Source organism: Mesorhizobium sp. P2_H9, assembly GCF_056403215.1.
Genome location: NZ_JBFUFX010000008.1, coordinates 250,794 through 267,399 on the forward strand (window position 1 = coordinate 250,794; position 16,606 = coordinate 267,399).

Genomic DNA, 16,606 nt, shown 5'->3' on the forward strand with positions numbered 1-16,606 from the left:
CGCAATATCCGGATTCGGACAGGAGATCGGTCGCGGCATCCAGGAAAACAGGCTGCCGAGCCGTGATATGGCCACACCCGAACGCTCGACTGCCGAGGCGCGGTGTAACCGAGATGACGACCTCGGCGACCCGGTCGCGGGTTCGCGCAGCCACCAGTTTCGGGTTTGTCAGCGCGGCTGGTGCAGCTGGAGCGCTGCCGTATTTGCGTTGGATCAAAGTTCGCCTTGTCCACTGCGACTACAAAAATGCTGCGAACGATGGACGATCGGCAGTTGTCGCAATGGAGGTGAATCTGATGAAAGTGATCGCATCCTTGTCTTTGGCGACCTATCCAGACGCGAACTCCTCGAAAATCGCGGCGAACGCGGTCGCTCTCGTCAAGCAGATCGACGCATCGCTTCATGCTGTTGCCATCGATGTCGACATCCCCGATGTCTCGAACGCGCTCTCAAATTACTTGCTGGATCTTCCCTACAAGATCCAAGAGGTCGAGGCGACCAGTCGCAAGCGTGGCAGGGATTTACTTGAGGCAATTGTCCAGGAGGCCGCGCATGCGGATGTGACCCTCAGTACGCAGGAGTTGACAGCACCACCGGCCCTGATGGGCGACGTGGCCGCGGAGCACTCCCGCTATTTCGATGTCTGCCTGGTCGGCTGGGCGCCGGCCAACCAGACGGCGCGGATGTTAGCCGAGGCGATTCTGTTCGGCTCTGGTCGACCGACCCTGCTTCTTTCCGACTCCACGGACGTTGGGACCCTTGGACATGTCGTTGTCGCCTGGGACGGCAGCCGTGTGGCCGCACGGGCTGTTGCCGACGCACGGGCCTTTCTCGAACGAGCCTCGATGATCACCGTTGTGACCGTGACCGACGAAAAGCCGTTTCCGGGACAAGGAATCGGCGAACGCCTTGCCCTGGGCTTGAGGACGCGTGGTCTGGCGGCCGAGGCTGTCTCTATCCAGGCAGGGGACAGTTCAATCGGGACAGCGCTTCAGGAGCATGCTCTCAAGATCGGCGGCAACCTGCTTGTCATGGGCGGATACGGCCACTCCCGCGTCAGGGACTTCGTGCTTGGCGGTGCCACCGAAGGCATTCTCGCGGATCTGCGCCTGCCAGTCCTCCTGTCGCATTAGGTCGCGGCGAGATGAGAGGCGACACGGATCCTATCCTGCGTTTCCACGGCGCAGCCGGTGGCGTCACCGGCTCATGTTATGAGATCGAGACGCCGCATGCGCGCATCCTCATCGATTGCGGCCTGTTTCAGGGGTCGAAGTCCGAACGGGAATTGAACTACGGGGCCTTCCCGTTTCCACCTGAAGCGATCGACGCTGCCATCCTGACGCACGCGCATATTGATCACAGCGGCCTTTTGCCGAAACTGGTCAAACAGGGCTTTTCTGGTCCCATCCATACGACCCGCGCCTCCATCGATCTTTGCTCGGTCATGCTGCCGGATTCGGCGCATATCCAGGAAATGGAGGTCGAGCACCTCAATCGTCGAAACGCGCAGCGCGGTCGCCCGCCCGTTGAGCCGATCTACAGTCAGCAGGATGCCGCCGCGTGCATGACTTTGTTCCGGGCTGTGGAATATGGCGAATGGACCATCGTCGCCGATGGCCTTCGCGCCCGCTTCTGGAACGCGGGCCATCTGCTTGGTTCGGCATCGGTGGAGCTCGAGATCGACCGACATGATGCGCCGCTGCGCATCATGTTTTCGGGCGACATCGGCCCAGGCCATAAGCTGCTTCAAACCGATCCCGAGGGGCCAGCCGGCGTTGACTATCTGATCTGCGAATCGACCTATGGCGACCGCGACCGGCCGGACGTTTCGCCCGAACAGCGGCGATCCCAGCTCGGTGACATCGTGCGTGGCGCCGCCGAGGCCGGCGGCCCCCTCATCATCCCGTCCTTCGCCGTCGAGAGGACGCAAGAACTGCTGGTCGACCTGTATTTGCTCATGCAAGCGGGGGAGGTGCCGTCAGCCCCGGTCTTTGTCGACTCGCCGCTGGCGACACGCGCCAGTGCGATTTTTGAGCGCCATGCCAACGAGATCGAACAGGGTGACGTGCTGCGCCTGGCCCTCAACTCGAAGGAGCTGCGCTTCACCGAGACGGTGGAACAGAGCAAGGCCATCAACCGCCTCACCGGGTTCTTCGTGGTGATCGCCGCCAGCGGCATGTGCGACGCGGGGCGTATCCGCCATCATCTCAAGACCAATCTCTGGCGCCGGAACGCCACCGTGATGATGGCCGGATATCAGGCCCAAGGCTCGCTCGGCAGGATCCTGCTCGACGGCGCGCAGCGCGTGCGCATCCAGGGTGAGGAAGTCGAGGTCAAGGCACGCATCAGCCTGTTCGACCTTTATTCCGGCCACGCCGACGCCAGCGAACTGGTCTCCTGGCTCAAGGCCCGAACTCCGGTGAGGCAGCAGGTATTCCTGACGCATGGAGAGGAGACTGGGCTAGGTGGCTTGCGTGGAAGGCTTGCAGGACTGATATCCGACGACAAGATCATCATCCCGAGGCTGGACGATGCTTTCCAATTGACCCCCGGTCGTAGTGTGCCGGTCGAGGTTAACGAGCCCCACCGTTTGAGGCCGGAAAAGATTGCTCGCCTTGACTGGCACAATGACCTTTCAAAACTTCTCCTGGACGTGAACGAGGCGGTCAGCGCCGCGGCCGACGAGAGGAGCCGCGCAGCGGTGATCCGGCGCATGCGCAGGGCGCTCGACACCGATGGCAGTAGCACCTGAGCAAAGTGACCTGACGGCGCACCGGAACATGCGCGCTGGCGATGGAAGAAAGCCTAAATGTCTCAAGCCACCTCATCGACCGTACCCTTGACCGGCCTCAGCGAGGCCGAAGCGCGGGCCAGGATTGTCACCGAAGGGTTCAACGAATTGCCTAGGTCAAACAGTCGGACGCCCTTTCGCATTGCTATGGAGGTCATGCGCGAGCCGATGCTTGCCCTGCTATTGGGCGGAGGCTGCGTTTACCTGCTTCTTGGCGATCTTCAGGAGGCGTTGATCCTGATCGCATTTGCCACTTTGTCGGTGGGGATTACCATCGTGCAGGAGGCGCGGACGGAGCGTGTTCTCGAGGCATTGCGCGACCTGACAAGTCCGCGCGCCCTGGTGATTCGGGATGGCGAGCGCAAGCGGATTGCGGGTCGCGAGGTGGTGCGCGGCGATACCGTCGTGCTGGGCGAGGGGGATCGGGTTCCGGCCGATATCTTGCTCATACAGTGCCGGGATATCCAGACCGATGAGTCCTTGCTGACAGGCGAATCAGTGCCGGTGCGCAAGATTGCGGCCAGGGAAGGCGATCTGCCAGCCGAACGCCGGCCGGGGGGTGACGACCTGCCTTTCGCATTTTCCGGATCACTCGTGGTTCGCGGTTCAGGCATCGGTGAGGTTCTGGCAACCGGGCCGCTCAGCCAAATCGGTGCAATCGGGCAATCGCTTAGTACCATGGAGACCGAAGCACCCCGCTTGCAGCGCCAGACAAAACGCCTTGTCGCCATCTTCGCACTGGTCGGCGGCGCGGTCAGTGTTCTCGCGGTCATGCTTTATGGCCTGCTGCGCGGCGGATGGCTCGATGCGGTGTTGGCGGGTATTGCGCTCGGCATGTCGATGCTGCCCGAGGAGTTTCCCATGGTGCTGACAATCTTCATGGCCATGGGCGCATGGCGCATCTCGCAGGCACGCGTGCTCACCCGTCGTGCGGCAGCGATCGAGACGCTTGGCTCGGCAACGGTCCTTTGCACCGACAAGACCGGAACGCTGACCGAGAACCGCATGACAATTGCAGAACTGAGAACGCCCGATGGCGAACTGTTTCGCCTGCCGAACAACTCAAACACAGAGATGCCGGCGGCATTTGGGGCGTTGGTCGAGGTCGGCGTGCTTGCCAGTGCCGAGGTTCCCTTTGATCCGATGGAAAGGGCATTTCACAAACTCGCGCAGGAGCACTTGCCCAAGCGCGCAGACAGCGCTGATCGGAAACTGACCCGCGCCTATGGGTTGCGCCCTGAACTGTTGGCAATGTCGAATGCCTGGCAATCGTCAGTTGGAGGCGGCGACTGCATGATTGCCGCCAAAGGGTCGCCGGAGGCCATCGCGGCACTCTGCCGTCTACCTGCGGATCGTGTCGCTTCGGTCAAGGATGTTGTGGACGCCATGGCAACGGAAGGACTGCGCGTCTTAGGCGTGGCGCGTTCCAGCCATCCTGGCGATCAACTGCCGGACAAGCAGACTGGTTTCGATTTCGAGTTCATGGGCCTCGTCGGACTTGCCGATCCCCTCCGTTCAGGGGTTCCGGAAGCGGTAAGCAATTGCCGCTCCGCCGGAATCAGAGTGATCATGATTACAGGGGACTATCCCGCGACCGCGAGAGCAATAGCCAGTCAGGCCGGGCTCGATTTTGACGATGTCGTTACCGGCGACGAGCTCAAGACACTGGATGACGCGGCCCTGGCGGCGCGCGTGAAAACCGCAGCGGTGTTCGCGCGGATCATGCCCGAGCAGAAATTGGCAATCGTCAGAGCCTTGAAGGCCAACGGCGAGATTGTCGCCATGACGGGAGACGGCGTCAACGATGCTCCGTCGCTGAAAGCCGCAAACATTGGCATTGCCATGGGCGGTCGCGGCACGGATGTCGCGCGGGAGGCGTCCTCCATCGTCCTCCTCGACGACGACTTCGGGTCGATAGTCAAAGCCATCCGGCTGGGTCGCCGCATCTACGACAACTTGCGCAAGGCAATGGGCTTCATTCTTGCCGTTCACGTGCCGATCGCCGGGCTGGCCCTGCTTCCACTGGTGTTTGGGCTTCCTATCCTGTTCGGGCCAATTCACATTGCCTTTTTGGAGATGGTGATCGATCCGGTCTGCTCATTGGTCTTTGAAGCTGAAACCGAGGAGGACGACACGATGAAGCGTCCGCCGCGGGATCCGGAAGCGGCGCTCTTTTCGCGCTCGCTGATCGCGTGGAGCGTTGTGCAGGGCCTGCTGGCATTCGCGCTTGTCGCGGGCATCTTCCTCTTCGCCTTGCACTGGGGAATGCCGGAAGACGAGATTCGAGCCCTGACGTTCTTCTCGCTGGTGCTGACGATCGTTGGGCTGATTTTCGTCAACCGTACGTTCAGCGAGTTGCTGCTGACTGCGTTATTCCGACCAAATCCATCGCTCGCTTTGGTCGTCGTGATGGTTGCTCTAGCGCTGGGCGGGACGCTTCTATGGCCGCTCGCGAGTGGTCTCTTCCAGTTCGGACCGCTGCACCTGGACGACCTCGCTGTGACTTTTGCGGCCGGGTTGGCAGTGCTGGTCTGCCTTGAGTTCCTGAAACATTTCTGGCGCGAGCGGCTGAAATCCTGATCACCAACGCAAGTCTGACCGTGGTTCTGACCAGCGCGAACGCCCAGCTTGCGGAGTGCGCGCAGCGACGGTCGGGCCGAGCAGTGATGAACCGAAAGGCGAACGACGCGTTGGTGCCAATGGCTGAGGCGCAATCCGCGGCTTTCGCAAAATGAGCAATGGAGTCAAATGAAGATGACCGAACATTCGGCACCAACGATCGACACCAAACGTTTGTCCGAACAGGAGTTGCGCGACATCGATGCCTATTGGCGCGCTGCCAACTATCTGACGATTGGCCAGATCTACCTTCTCGACAATCCGCTGCTGCGCGAACCGCTGCGGCTGGAGCACGTCAAGCCGCGTCTCCTCGGCCACTGGGGAACGTCACCCGGCCTAAGCTTCATCTATGCGCACCTCAATCGCGCGATCCGGCTCAGGGACGCAAATGTGATCTATGTCTGCGGCCCCGGCCATGGTGGTCCGGCAATGGTGGCGAATACCTACCTGGAGGGCACCTACAGCGAGCTCAATCCCGACATTGCGATGGACGAGCAGGGAATGCGCAAACTATTCCGGCAGTTTTCGTTTCCCGGCGGTATACCGAGCCATGCAGCACCGGATGTGCCCGGCTCGATCCATGAGGGCGGCGAGTTGGGCTACTCGCTTTCGCACGCCTATGGCGCGGCCTTCGACAATCCGGATCTTGTGGTCGCCTGTGTCGTGGGTGACGGCGAGGCTGAAACGGGACCACTGGCGGCTGCGTGGCATTCCAACAAATTCCTCAACCCGGCGCGTGACGGGGCAGTGCTGCCGATCCTGCATCTCAACGGCTACAAGATCGCCAATCCAACCATTCTGGCCCGCATTCCCGAAGACGAATTGCGCGCGCTGTTTTCCGGCTACGGCTATGAGCCGCTGTTCGTGGAAGGCCACGAGCCGGCGCTGATGCATGAACGAATGGCGAGCGTGCTCGACGATGCGTTTGATCGGATCCGGGCTATCCAGCATGCCGCACGCAGTGCACCTGCAGCGACTGCGTCACGACCGAAATGGCCAATGATCGTGCTGCGCAGCCCCAAGGGCTGGACGGGACCGAAAGAGGTCGACGGTCTGAAGACCGAGGGCTTCTGGCGCTCGCATCAGGTTCCCTTGTCTGGCCTCGCGGAAAACCCCGCGCATCTCAAGCTGCTCGAGGAGTGGCTGAAAAGCTACCGGCCCGAGGAGCTGTTCGACGCCACCGGCGCTCCGGTCGCCGCGATCCGCGCCACAGCACCCCAGGCGACGCGGCGCATGAGCGCCAACCCGTACGCCAATGGCGGTCTGCTGCGCAGGTCTCTCGATCTGCCCGGGCTGCATGACCACGCCATTGCGCTCGAGCGCCCTGGCGCCCTCAAGGCGGAGTCGACGCGGGTCATGGGCAGTTTCCTGCGCGACGTCATGAAGTTGAACGAGACCTCGAAGAACTTCCGCATCGTCGGCCCGGACGAGACTGCCTCGAACCGGCTTCAGGACGTGTTTGAAGTGACCGAGCGTGGCTGGATGGAAAGGATACTGCCCGAAGACGTTCATCTCGGGCGCGACGGCCGGGTTCTCGAAATCCTCTCCGAGCACACCTGCCAGGGTTGGCTGGAAGGCTACCTGCTCACCGGGCGCCATGGCCTGTTTTCCTGCTACGAGGCGTTCATCCACATCGTCGATTCCATGTTCAATCAGCACGCGAAATGGCTGGATGCCTGCCGCGATATCCCGTGGCGGCGGCCGATCGCATCGCTGAATTATCTGTTGTCCAGCCATGTCTGGCATCAGGAGCACAACGGCTTCAGCCATCAGGACCCTGGCTTCATCGACGTCGCCCTCAACAAGAAGGCCGACGTCGTGCGCGTTTACCTACCACCGGACGCCAACACCTTGCTATGCGTGACCGACCATGTGCTGCAGACCTGGAACCGCATCAACGTCGTCGTCGCCGGCAAGCCGCCGTCATGGCAGTGGCTGTCGATGGACCAGGCGATCGTTCACTGCCGGGCAGGGATCGGCATATGGGACTGGGCGTCAACGGACGATGGGGCTGAGCCCGACGTCGTGATGGCTTGCGCCGGCGACGTCCCGACCCTCGAAACGTTGGCCGCAGTGCAGATCCTCAGGCAACAGGTTCCAGATCTCAGGATCAGGGTGGTCAATGTCGTCGACCTGATGACTCTTCAGCCAAAGGAATATCATCCGCACGGTCTGTCGGATCGCGAGTTCGATGCGTTGTTCACCGCCGACAAGCCGGTCATCTTTGCCTATCACGGCTATCCCTGGACCATCCATCGCCTGACCTATCGTCGTACCAACCACGACAACATCCATGTGCGCGGCTATAATGAGGAGGGCACGACTACGACGCCCTTCGACATGACGGTGCTGAACGGCCTCGACCGCTTTCATCTCGTCCAGAGCGTCCTCGACTGGGTTCCGCAACTCAGGACCGTCCGGGTCGCGCTGAAGCAGGCCATGGACGGCAAGCTGCTTGAACATCGAGCCTATATTCGCGCCCATGGGCAGGATATGCCGGAGATCCTTGACTGGAAGTGGGGGGCAGGATCCTGATGCGGCGCAGAAGCGTCCAGACTGAGCGATTGCCGGTCCTTGGGGTTGCTATATTTCGGATGGCTTCATGATCGATGCGATCCTTGTCCTGAACGGCGGTTCTTCGAGCCTGAAGTTCGCCGTCTTCGAAGGGCGTGACCAACTTTCATTACTGCTGCGCGGCAATGTCTCCTCTCTCGGCCATCAACCACGGCTGCGCGTCGAGGCTGCGGCCGGCAGGTCCAGGATCGACAGGAGCCTGGGCGAAGCACCGATCGATATGGACAAGGCGTTCGCGGCGGTTAGCTGCGTGCTCGCCGAAAACGATCTCCTGCGTCGCATCGACAGAGTGGGACACAGGATCGTTCACGGCGGCCGTGACTTCACGGAAGCGACGCTGCTCGATGAACGCACGATCAACGCACTCCGCCTGCTCGAGCCGATGGCGCCCATCCACCAACGGATCAATCTCGAGATTGTCGCGATGGCCGCGGACCTCCTGCCGCAGGCTCTCCAGATAGGGTGCTTCGATACGGCGTTTCATTCAGCCCGGCCGGAGTTAGCCAAAATCTACGCGCTGCCCCGCGCGATGACTGACGCGGGCATCGTGTCCTATGGCTTTCATGGGCTGTCCTACAGCCATATCGCTGCAAAGCTGCACGATCGTTACGGCGCTCGCGCCGGCGGACGCACGATCGTCGCCCATCTCGGCAGCGGCGCCAGCCTGTGCGCCTTGGATGCCGGACGAAGTGTTGCGACGACGATGGGGTTTTCGACCCTGGACGGCCTGATGATGAGCACGCGTTGCGGCGCGCTCGACCCGGGGGTCATCCTCCACTTGCTGCAGGAACGGCGGATGTCTGCGGAAGAACTGGTCACGCTTCTCTACGAGCAATCCGGTCTGCTCGGTGTGTCTGGAATATCTGGTGACATGCGAACGCTGATCGGCTCAGACGATCCCGCCGCCGCCGAGGCTGTCGACCTCTTCGTTTATCGCATCGGACGCGAGATAGGATCGCTGGCCGCTGCCATGGGAGGACTGGAAACGCTGGTGTTCACTGCCGGCATTGGCGAAAACGCGCCGTTGATCCGGGAGAGGATCAGCGTCGGCGCCGCCTGGCTCGGAGTCGGTCTCGACGAGGAGCGGAACCGAGGAGGCGAGGAGGTGGTCAGCGCTGCGAATTCCCGCGTCGATGTCCTTGTCATTCCAGCGGATGAAGAAAGAGCCGTAGCCACGGAAATGCTCACCTTCTGAAGCAGGTGCGGGTTGATCTAGCTCTTCGACCACTCCTTCATCTGGCGGCCAATCCAGCGATGAACGCCCGCGCGCGGGCGCCAGTTCGAAGCAATGCTCCGATAATCCATCACAATACCAGCGCTTCGGCCTGTTGACTTGGATCAAGGCAACGAAACGCGGCTCGGCTTAGCTTTCTCGTAAATGGAGAAGCTCGCAATGCCTATCGAATCGACCGTAATCATAACCTCTGTAGTCCTCGCCTTCGTGTTCTTTTCGGCCATATTGGCATTTGGACAGATCACTTATAACCGCCCCGCTACGCCAGGCGCTCGCTGGCGAAACTAAGTTCTGGGGAGGTGATGAAGAAGAGTTGGTCGGGCTGCTTGTACCGTACAACGGGCCGTCGCCCTTACGTGAGGCGCGGATACTCTAGAAGGCCCTAGAACTGCGTGAGGCGGCGTGCCGCCTCCGCAGGTTCCCGAGATGGCGCCTTGGGGCAACTAGCGATTGATCGCATGTTTTGCACGATGACTTGTCATCTTGCCTGTGACCGAAAGGGACCGCGGTAGCTAGGCGGCTGACCGCGCCCCCAGCTCCCGCCGAACCAGGACAAGCGTTGCATCGTCGGGATCCGTCGTGACGGTGAAACCCATGTCGCGCTCGACCTCGATCGCAGCACGGTTTTCACGGCTCTCGATCGACTCGATCGCTTTGAGGCCGAGTTCCTCGGCATATTTCGCAATATAGGTGAGCAGCTCCCAGCCAACGCCCAAATGCTTGCGATCCTGGCGAATGCAGATCGCAACCTCGCCGTTTCGATCGGCTCGATCGCTTGCCAGCGTCGCAACCGCGATCAGCATCCCGTCCGTCGAGAACGCCAGAAAATTGTGGATATGGGCGTCGTCTGAACGCGTCATCGCCACCAGCCGATCATGCGAGACTTCCTTCACAGCGCCGAGAAAGCGGAAGCGCAGGTCGTCCGGGGTCACATGAGTGAAGAACTCGGCCAGCGTCGGCTCATCTTCAAGGCGCGCGCCGCGCACTTCGAAGCGAAAGCCGGTATGGGTGGTAAGTGTGTTGTCCATCGTCATCTGGTCCTTGAGCTGGGGGCGGTTCTGCGGCGTCATTGTCGTCTCTCTTGCGCAGGCAGGCGCCCTCATTCGCCCATGATCTGCAACACCTCCTGCTCGACGATTTCGATGCTGCGCAGGTTGAGCAGGCGGATGACGCCCTTGTCCTTCAGCCGGGTGAAGACCCGCGACACGGTCTCGATGGTGAGGCCGAGATAGTCGCCGATGTCCATACGCGACATTGGCAGTTCGACCTGCTGCAATCCACCCTGACGCTCCGCCATGTCAACCAGGAAAGCGGCGACGCGTTCGATGGCGTTCTGGCGGCCGAGAACCAGCAGATGCTCCTGCGCGCGGGTCAAACCCTTCAGCGCCAAGGGCAATAGTTGGCGGGACATGTCCGCCCCGGCAGTGAGCCGCAAAACGCGAACAGCTGTGGCGTTGATTGCCTCTGCGAAGAAATGATGTGTTGCGTCTGCCTCGAACCCGAATGTCTCACCGGCGAGGTGAAAGGCGCTGATCTGCCGGCGACCGTCGGCAAGCAGACGGTAGATGCGCACGGCGCCGAACTCGACCTGATAGAGGGCCCCAGCCTTCTCGCCCTGGGCATAGATTTCCGCGCCGGCAGGAAAAAAGCTCACTGGCTGCAGCGGCGTCGGGTCGAACGCGTCCGGCAGGCTTGGCTGCACAGAATGCGAGGGCAGTGAAATTCTGGAGCTCGTGTAGGCGTGCATGGCTGTTTTCCCGGTTGATCCGTGGCACAGCAATCGCGCGAATCCGCATGTCGCGAAATTCGGTTATATCCCTACGGGAAACTACCTAGTCGTGCGGATTGTTGATCTACATCAAGTGTCCAGGCGCGCCGGTCGCGTAAGTCCTCCTTCGCTTTGGGCGACAGCAATAGGGAGTCGTTTCGAATTCTTGCATCGGAACGGCTGGTGGGTAGCGATGTATCTTCCGCAGTTTCTGGTGGGAATGTTTGTCACCTCGACCATCGTCGCGGTGTGGACCTACGCGGCAACGGGCTCGGTCTGGACAGCGCTGGGCTGGGCGATTATCGACTTGGTCGTTCTGCAGGTCGGATACTTCGTCTTTGTCATACGCCTGGTTTCCAAAGGCGCGACGGCAGACGCTGAAGCAGACTCGGCGTCACTCAGCCATGTTGCGCCACCCCAAAGAGACGGCACGTTGCCTTAGCCGTCCCCAATGATCGCGATGCCGCCGTATCAAATCACTCGCGGCACGCGCCTTGCCATGTTTTGCCAATCTCTGGGACAAGGTTGAATGCGCATTGCGATCCTGTCTGACATCCATGCCAATCGCGAGGCGCTCGACGCGGTCCTGGAAGCTGTTCACGAACGCGGTAGTCCAGACGAGTTGGTATTGCTCGGTGATCTCGTCGGCTACGGCCCCGATCCTATCTATGTGATCGAGAAGGCCGCCCATCTGATGGCCGACGGCGCGCTTTGCATCATGGGCAACCACGACGAAGCAGTGGCGCTGAACCTAAGCAATATGACCGAGAATGCGCGGTTCGCCGTCCAGTGGACTCACAAACGCATCGCTTCGGCGCATCTCGATTTCCTGGCGCGATTGCCGCTGTCGCTGCAATCCGAAGACCGCCTGTATGTGCACGCAAGTGCGGAGCGACCGGGAAAGTGGCCGTATATACGCGACGTGGACGCAGCGGAACGCTGCCTTTCGGCAACCGACGCCCGCTTCGTTTTCTGCGGCCACACCCACATTCCCGCCATCTACTACGCGCTGCCCGGTCGCCGGCCGATGCATTTTCAGCCGCATGACAATGTCGCCGCACCCTTGTCGGAGATGAGACGGCACCTCGTGATCGCCGGCGCGGTCGGCCAACCGCGCGACGGCAACCCGGCGGCGTGCTTTGTTCTTGTCGACACGCAGCGGCAAGAGGTCACGATGGTTCGCGTTCCCTATGATCACGAAGAAACAGCCCGCAAGATCCACGCCGCCGGCCTGCCTGGATGGCTTGGCATGCGGCTGAAGATCGGCCGCTAGGCTTCAAGGAGATCTATTTGATGCGACGGTTTGAGGCAGGCGCGGTCATCGATGGTTTCGAACTGGTCGAAAAGCTTCCCTCCGGCGGCATGGCCTCGCTTTGGCGGGCGACCAACACGCGGTACGACTTTCCGCTTGTGCTGAAGATCCCTTTTCTCGACCCGGGCGCGGATGTTTCCGTGATCCTCGGTTTTGAGGTGGAGGAGCTGATCCTGAAACGCCTGTCGGGACCACATGTGCCGCGTTTCGCGGCATCCGGCAACCTGGCGCAGGTTCCCTACATAGCCATGGAGTTCGTGGCCGGGAAGGGCCTTGCAGATATCGTCGCTAGCGCACCCCTGCCTGTGGGCGAGGTGGCAAGGATCGGCATCGAGATAGCGACGGCGCTCGCCGCCCTGCACCGGCAGAAGGTCGCACATCTCGATCTCAAGCCAGAGAACGTCATTCTCACCAAACGCGGCGCGGTGCTCCTCGACTTCGGGCTCGCTCGGCATGCGGAGCTTCCCGATCTTCTCGGCGCGGAAAGCTCCGTGCCGATGGGCACCGCCGCCTATATTTCGCCGGAACAGGTGCTAGGCGAGAGATCCGATCCTGCAAGTGACCTGTTCGCACTGGGCTGCATCCTCTATCAGCTGGCTACGGGCGAGGAGCCGTTCGGGCGGCCGGCCACTTTCGCGGGGATGAAGCGCAGGCTCTATCATGCACCTAGGTTGCCGCGGGATATCAACGAGACCATTCCTCGGTGGCTGGAAGCCATTATTCTGCGCTGCATGGAAGTGGACAGGTCTCGACGATATGTCGAGGCGGCGCATGTTCTTTCGGATCTCAGCAACCCCGATCAGGTCGTGGTTGCCAGGCGCAAGCCACGGGACGAAGGGGTTTGGGCTTCGATAACGAGGCTGTTTCGCAAAACGGATGACAGAACCCGTGTCGGCAGGCCGACCTCGTCGAGGACACAGGCCGGACCGTCGATTGTTCTTGCCGCTGTCGATCTGGCCAATGGCAGCGATGCGCTGGCAGGCGAGGTGCTCAACGAGACCGCCCGCGTGCTTGCCTCGCGCGAGGACTCCTGGCTGGCCTGCGTGACGGTCCTGAAGACCGAAATCATCGGCGAGACGCCGTCCACCGACGAGACAGGGCGCTCGGTGTATTTGAAGCGGCTCGTGGCGCTGAAGGATTGGGCCCATCCACTGCATCTGCCGGAAGACCGCATCAGCTATCATGTGCTTGAGGCGGTCAGCCCCGCCGATGCGATCCTCAACTACGCCGAGCACAACGACGTCGGACATATCGTCGTTGGAGCCCGGGCATCCTCGGCAATCCGCCGGCACCTCGGCAGCGTCTCGACCAAGGTCGTGGCACAGGCCCTTTGCTCGGTTTCAGTGGTCCGATTGAAGGCAGTCGAGGAGCAAGGGCGGCCGCTTTGATGCGCTTCGATCAGGATTCAGGGGCGTCTTGACAAGGATCAATGATTGCTGGGCTCATTGCCCGTCAGATGGCTGTTCAAACCAGGGAATAGCCATGAAGACGAATGAGACTCCTCGATACGATGCGAGTGTCAACACAACCGGTTGCTGCCCCAAATTCAATCCCGAGGGTTGGGACAGCCAGGAACTGCACTTCAAGGACAAGCGGTTCGTCAAAGCTGCAGCCCACAGCGTCATGCATATCCCGATGAACATGGGCAGCGTGTTCGCGCGCGTTAGCAAGCACATGGAAGACGCTGGCGCTTCCGACGAAGATCAGTTCATCGTGCTGAGCAGGGACATCTCACCCTGGAGCAGCGAGCATCTGTTTGCGGTTTCGAGGCCTGTCCCCGACGAGAAGATGACCACGCTGAGTGGAGACTTCATAACGAAGGTGTTCGAGGGGCCGTTTAGCCAGGCGAGGACCTGGGATAAGGAAATGCGGCAGATTGCGCGCGATCGAAACGCAGAGCCGGGCGACGTTTATTTCTTCTACACGACGTGCCCGAAATGCGCCAAAGCCTACGGGAAGAACTATGTTGTTGGCATTGCGGCCGTTTGAGTCGCGACGCGGGGACACCGTCTCAGGATGTGTTCGCCAGGGTCGGTGAGCGGGTGCTTCTCATTCGGCATGGCGGAGGTGCGAAGTCACCTGGACCTGATCTTCGACGTCTTTGTCCCCGGATCGCAATAGATGCCGTAGAGCGTCTGCAGGATGAGCTCGACCTCGGTCGACGCCAGCCGGTAATAGACCTGCTGGGCGTCGCGGCGCGTGTCCACGAGTTTGAGCGCACGCAGTTTTGAAAGTTGCTGCGAAAGCGCTGACTGATTCATATCGACCAGTTCGGCCAGTTCGTTGACGCTCGTCTCGCCGTCCAGCAGATGACAAAGAATCATCAGGCGCTTCTCGTTGGCCATCGCCGCGAGCAGCTCGGACGCGTCCCGCGCCATCTTGCCTAGCTCTGTGATTTTTATGTTGCGCATATGAACACATTATCATATTAAGATTTACAAATAATAATAGTTCGATGCCGGCGCCTGTCAAGCTGAAGGATTGATGCCTCACGGCAAATCCAGGCGGGCAGCTGCTTGACCCACATCAAGTCGCGGTCGGCTGCGATGGCGCAGGATCGGTCAATCCCGCTCCGTGGGCCTAGGAAACAGGAGCATCGGTGTCGCGCCGCAAGCGCCGCCGCAAAGGAGGAAAGAGCATGGCGCATGTTGTCGTCTTGGGTGCCGGACTGGGAGGCACCATCATGGCCTACGAGCTTCGCGACGAACTGGCCAAAGCACACAAGGTCTCCGTCATCAACAACGGCAGCCACTATTCCTTCGTGCCGTCCAATCCCTGGGTCGCCGTTGGCTGGCGCGACAGGCAAGCCGTCGAAATCGACCTCGCTCCTGTGCTGGCACGGCGCAACATTGGTTTTCATTCGCAGGGAGCCAGGCGCGTCCATCCGGTCGAACGCACAGTGGAACTCAACGACGGCTCATCCGTCGCCTATGACTATCTGGTGATCGCCACCGGCCCCGAGCTTGCTTTCGACGAGATCGACGGCCTCGGGCCGGAGCACAACACCCAGTCGGTCTGCCACATCGATCACGCGCTCAAGGCCAAAACGGCCTTCGACGCGCTCGTCGCCAAACCGGGTCCGGTCGTCATCGGTGCGGTCCAGGGCGCGTCCTGTTTCGGGCCGGCCTACGAATTCACCTTCATCCTCGACAAGGCGTTGCGCGACGCCAAGGTGCGCGATCGCGTCCCCATGACCTTCGTCACCTCGGAACCCTATATCGGCCATCTCGGCCTCGACGGCGTCGGCGATACCAAAGGGCTGCTCGAGAGCGAGATGCGCCAGCATCACATCAAGTGGATCTGCAACGCCAAGGTCGACAAGGTCGAGCCGGGCAAGATGTTCGTCCAGGAGATCGCCGACGACGGCTCGGTCAGGCAGGCGCATGAGCTGCCGCTTACCTACGCCATGATGCTGCCAGCCTTCCGTGGCGTGGCGGCGGTGCGCGACATCGAGGGCCTCACCAACCCGCGCGGCTTCATCCTTGTCGACAAGCACCAGCGCAACCCGGCCTTCCCCGATATATTCGCGGTCGGCGTCTGCGTTGCCATCCCGCCGATCGGCAAGACGCCGGTGCCGGTGGGCGTCCCCAAGACCGGCTTCATGATCGAATCCATGGTCACGGCGACGGCGCGCAACATCGGTCGGCTGGTAAAGGGAGCGGAGCCCGACGCTCAGGGCACGTGGAATGCGGTCTGCCTCGCCGATTTCGGCGATTCCGGCGTCGCCTTCGTGGCGCAGCCACAGATCCCGCCGCGCAACGTCAATTGGTCGTCCTCCGGCAAATGGGTGCACGCCGCAAAGGTCGGCTTCGAGAAGTATTTCCTGCACAAGATCAGGACCGGCAAGTCCGAGCCCTTCTACGAGCGCCTCGCGCTGCAGGTACTGGGCATCGACAAGCTCAAGCAGATCAAGGTCGAGGTATCAGCGGATGTCCCGGGAGCCTGACCGGGGCAAGCCGCTGCGGCTGGGCTTTTTGCGAACGGCGGTTGGCGAGCGCGGCGAAGGCCCGAAATCGCCGGCGGAAAATCTGGCACCGCCTCTTGCGGTCAACGATAACATTCATATATCTAAATATGATCATATACAAATGGAGATGACGATGTCCCTCGACCGTTCCGTTCTCGCTTTCGCCGGCATCATGGTGCTTCTATCCGTCGTGCTCACTGCTTTTGTCTCGCCGCTGTTTGTCTGGCTGACCGTCTTCGTCGGGCTCAATCTGCTGCAGTCGGCGTTCACCGGCTTCTGCCCGGCGGCCATTATCTTCCGCAAGCTCGGCGTCAAGCCGGGATCCGCGTTCTAGGAGCGCG

The 16,606-nt window shown here is 61.1% G+C and carries 14 protein-coding genes; 11 read left to right on the top strand and 3 right to left on the bottom strand.

Features of this window, described 5'->3' with window-relative positions:
• Positions 1-296 precede the first annotated feature (296 nt).
• From AC1DXN_RS16915 to AC1DXN_RS16935, 5 genes are all read left to right on the top strand, one after another.
• The gene (locus AC1DXN_RS16915) at positions 297-1,133 is read left to right on the top strand and encodes a universal stress protein (protein ID WP_477274580.1); all 837 of its coding nucleotides are present in this window, start codon (positions 297-299) and stop codon (positions 1,131-1,133) included.
• 11 nt (positions 1,134-1,144) lie between these two features.
• Positions 1,145-2,752 carry an MBL fold metallo-hydrolase gene (locus AC1DXN_RS16920; RefSeq protein ID WP_477274578.1) on the top strand — a complete coding sequence of 536 codons (1,608 nt, stop codon included), beginning with the start codon at positions 1,145-1,147 and terminating at the stop codon, positions 2,750-2,752.
• A 57-nt stretch (positions 2,753-2,809) separates the two neighbouring features.
• Positions 2,810-5,371, top strand: coding sequence for a cation-translocating P-type ATPase (locus AC1DXN_RS16925; RefSeq protein WP_477274576.1), 2,562 nt, complete (start codon positions 2,810-2,812; stop codon positions 5,369-5,371).
• A gap of 174 nt (positions 5,372-5,545) precedes the next feature.
• Positions 5,546-7,945, top strand: a complete 2,400-nt coding sequence (locus tag AC1DXN_RS16930; protein WP_477274574.1) for a phosphoketolase family protein — start codon at positions 5,546-5,548, stop codon at positions 7,943-7,945.
• A 67-nt stretch (positions 7,946-8,012) separates the two neighbouring features.
• Entirely contained in the window at positions 8,013-9,179 is a 1,167-nt protein-coding gene (locus tag AC1DXN_RS16935; protein ID WP_477274573.1) for an acetate/propionate family kinase, read from the top strand.
• Positions 9,180-9,730: 551 nt separating this feature from the next.
• On the opposite strand, the gene AC1DXN_RS16940 is transcribed toward AC1DXN_RS16935, so the two are convergent.
• Both AC1DXN_RS16940 and AC1DXN_RS16945 read right to left on the bottom strand, forming a co-directional pair.
• Positions 9,731-10,246: an N-acetyltransferase family protein gene (locus AC1DXN_RS16940; RefSeq protein ID WP_477249699.1), complete on the bottom strand. Its 516-nt coding sequence runs from the start codon at positions 10,244-10,246 to the stop codon at positions 9,731-9,733.
• 71 nt (positions 10,247-10,317) lie between these two features.
• Positions 10,318-10,965, bottom strand: a complete 648-nt coding sequence (locus AC1DXN_RS16945) for a helix-turn-helix domain-containing protein (protein WP_477274571.1) — start codon at positions 10,963-10,965, stop codon at positions 10,318-10,320.
• A gap of 214 nt (positions 10,966-11,179) precedes the next feature.
• Between AC1DXN_RS16945 and AC1DXN_RS16950 the strand changes: the two genes are divergently transcribed.
• The 4 genes from AC1DXN_RS16950 to AC1DXN_RS16965 all read left to right on the top strand — a co-directional run bounded on the left by AC1DXN_RS16950 (position 11,180) and on the right by AC1DXN_RS16965 (position 14,287).
• Positions 11,180-11,428 (top strand): exopolysaccharide production repressor protein, encoded by a 249-nt coding sequence (locus AC1DXN_RS16950; RefSeq protein ID WP_477274569.1) that lies wholly within the window; start codon positions 11,180-11,182, stop codon positions 11,426-11,428.
• A gap of 87 nt (positions 11,429-11,515) precedes the next feature.
• Positions 11,516-12,259, top strand: a complete 744-nt coding sequence (locus AC1DXN_RS16955) for a metallophosphoesterase family protein (RefSeq protein ID WP_477274567.1) — start codon at positions 11,516-11,518, stop codon at positions 12,257-12,259.
• A 20-nt stretch (positions 12,260-12,279) separates the two neighbouring features.
• On the top strand, positions 12,280-13,686 hold the full coding sequence (locus AC1DXN_RS16960) for a protein kinase domain-containing protein (protein ID WP_477274565.1): 1,407 nt from the start codon (positions 12,280-12,282) through the stop codon (positions 13,684-13,686).
• A gap of 94 nt (positions 13,687-13,780) precedes the next feature.
• Positions 13,781-14,287 carry a hydrolase gene (locus tag AC1DXN_RS16965; protein WP_477274563.1) on the top strand — a complete coding sequence of 169 codons (507 nt, stop codon included), beginning with the start codon at positions 13,781-13,783 and terminating at the stop codon, positions 14,285-14,287.
• 86 nt (positions 14,288-14,373) lie between these two features.
• On the opposite strand, the gene AC1DXN_RS16970 is transcribed toward AC1DXN_RS16965, so the two are convergent.
• A complete protein-coding gene (locus tag AC1DXN_RS16970) occupies positions 14,374-14,676 on the bottom strand; it encodes an ArsR/SmtB family transcription factor (protein WP_477421601.1) in 303 nt (100 codons plus the stop codon).
• Positions 14,677-14,936: 260 nt separating this feature from the next.
• On the opposite strand from AC1DXN_RS16970, the gene AC1DXN_RS16975 reads away from it, so the two are divergent.
• Both AC1DXN_RS16975 and AC1DXN_RS16980 read left to right on the top strand, forming a co-directional pair.
• Positions 14,937-16,244 (top strand): NAD(P)/FAD-dependent oxidoreductase, encoded by a 1,308-nt coding sequence (locus AC1DXN_RS16975; protein ID WP_477274559.1) that lies wholly within the window; start codon positions 14,937-14,939, stop codon positions 16,242-16,244.
• A 154-nt stretch (positions 16,245-16,398) separates the two neighbouring features.
• Positions 16,399-16,599, top strand: coding sequence for a YgaP family membrane protein (locus tag AC1DXN_RS16980; RefSeq protein ID WP_477249634.1), 201 nt, complete (start codon positions 16,399-16,401; stop codon positions 16,597-16,599).
• The last annotated feature ends 7 nt before the right edge of the window (positions 16,600-16,606 follow it).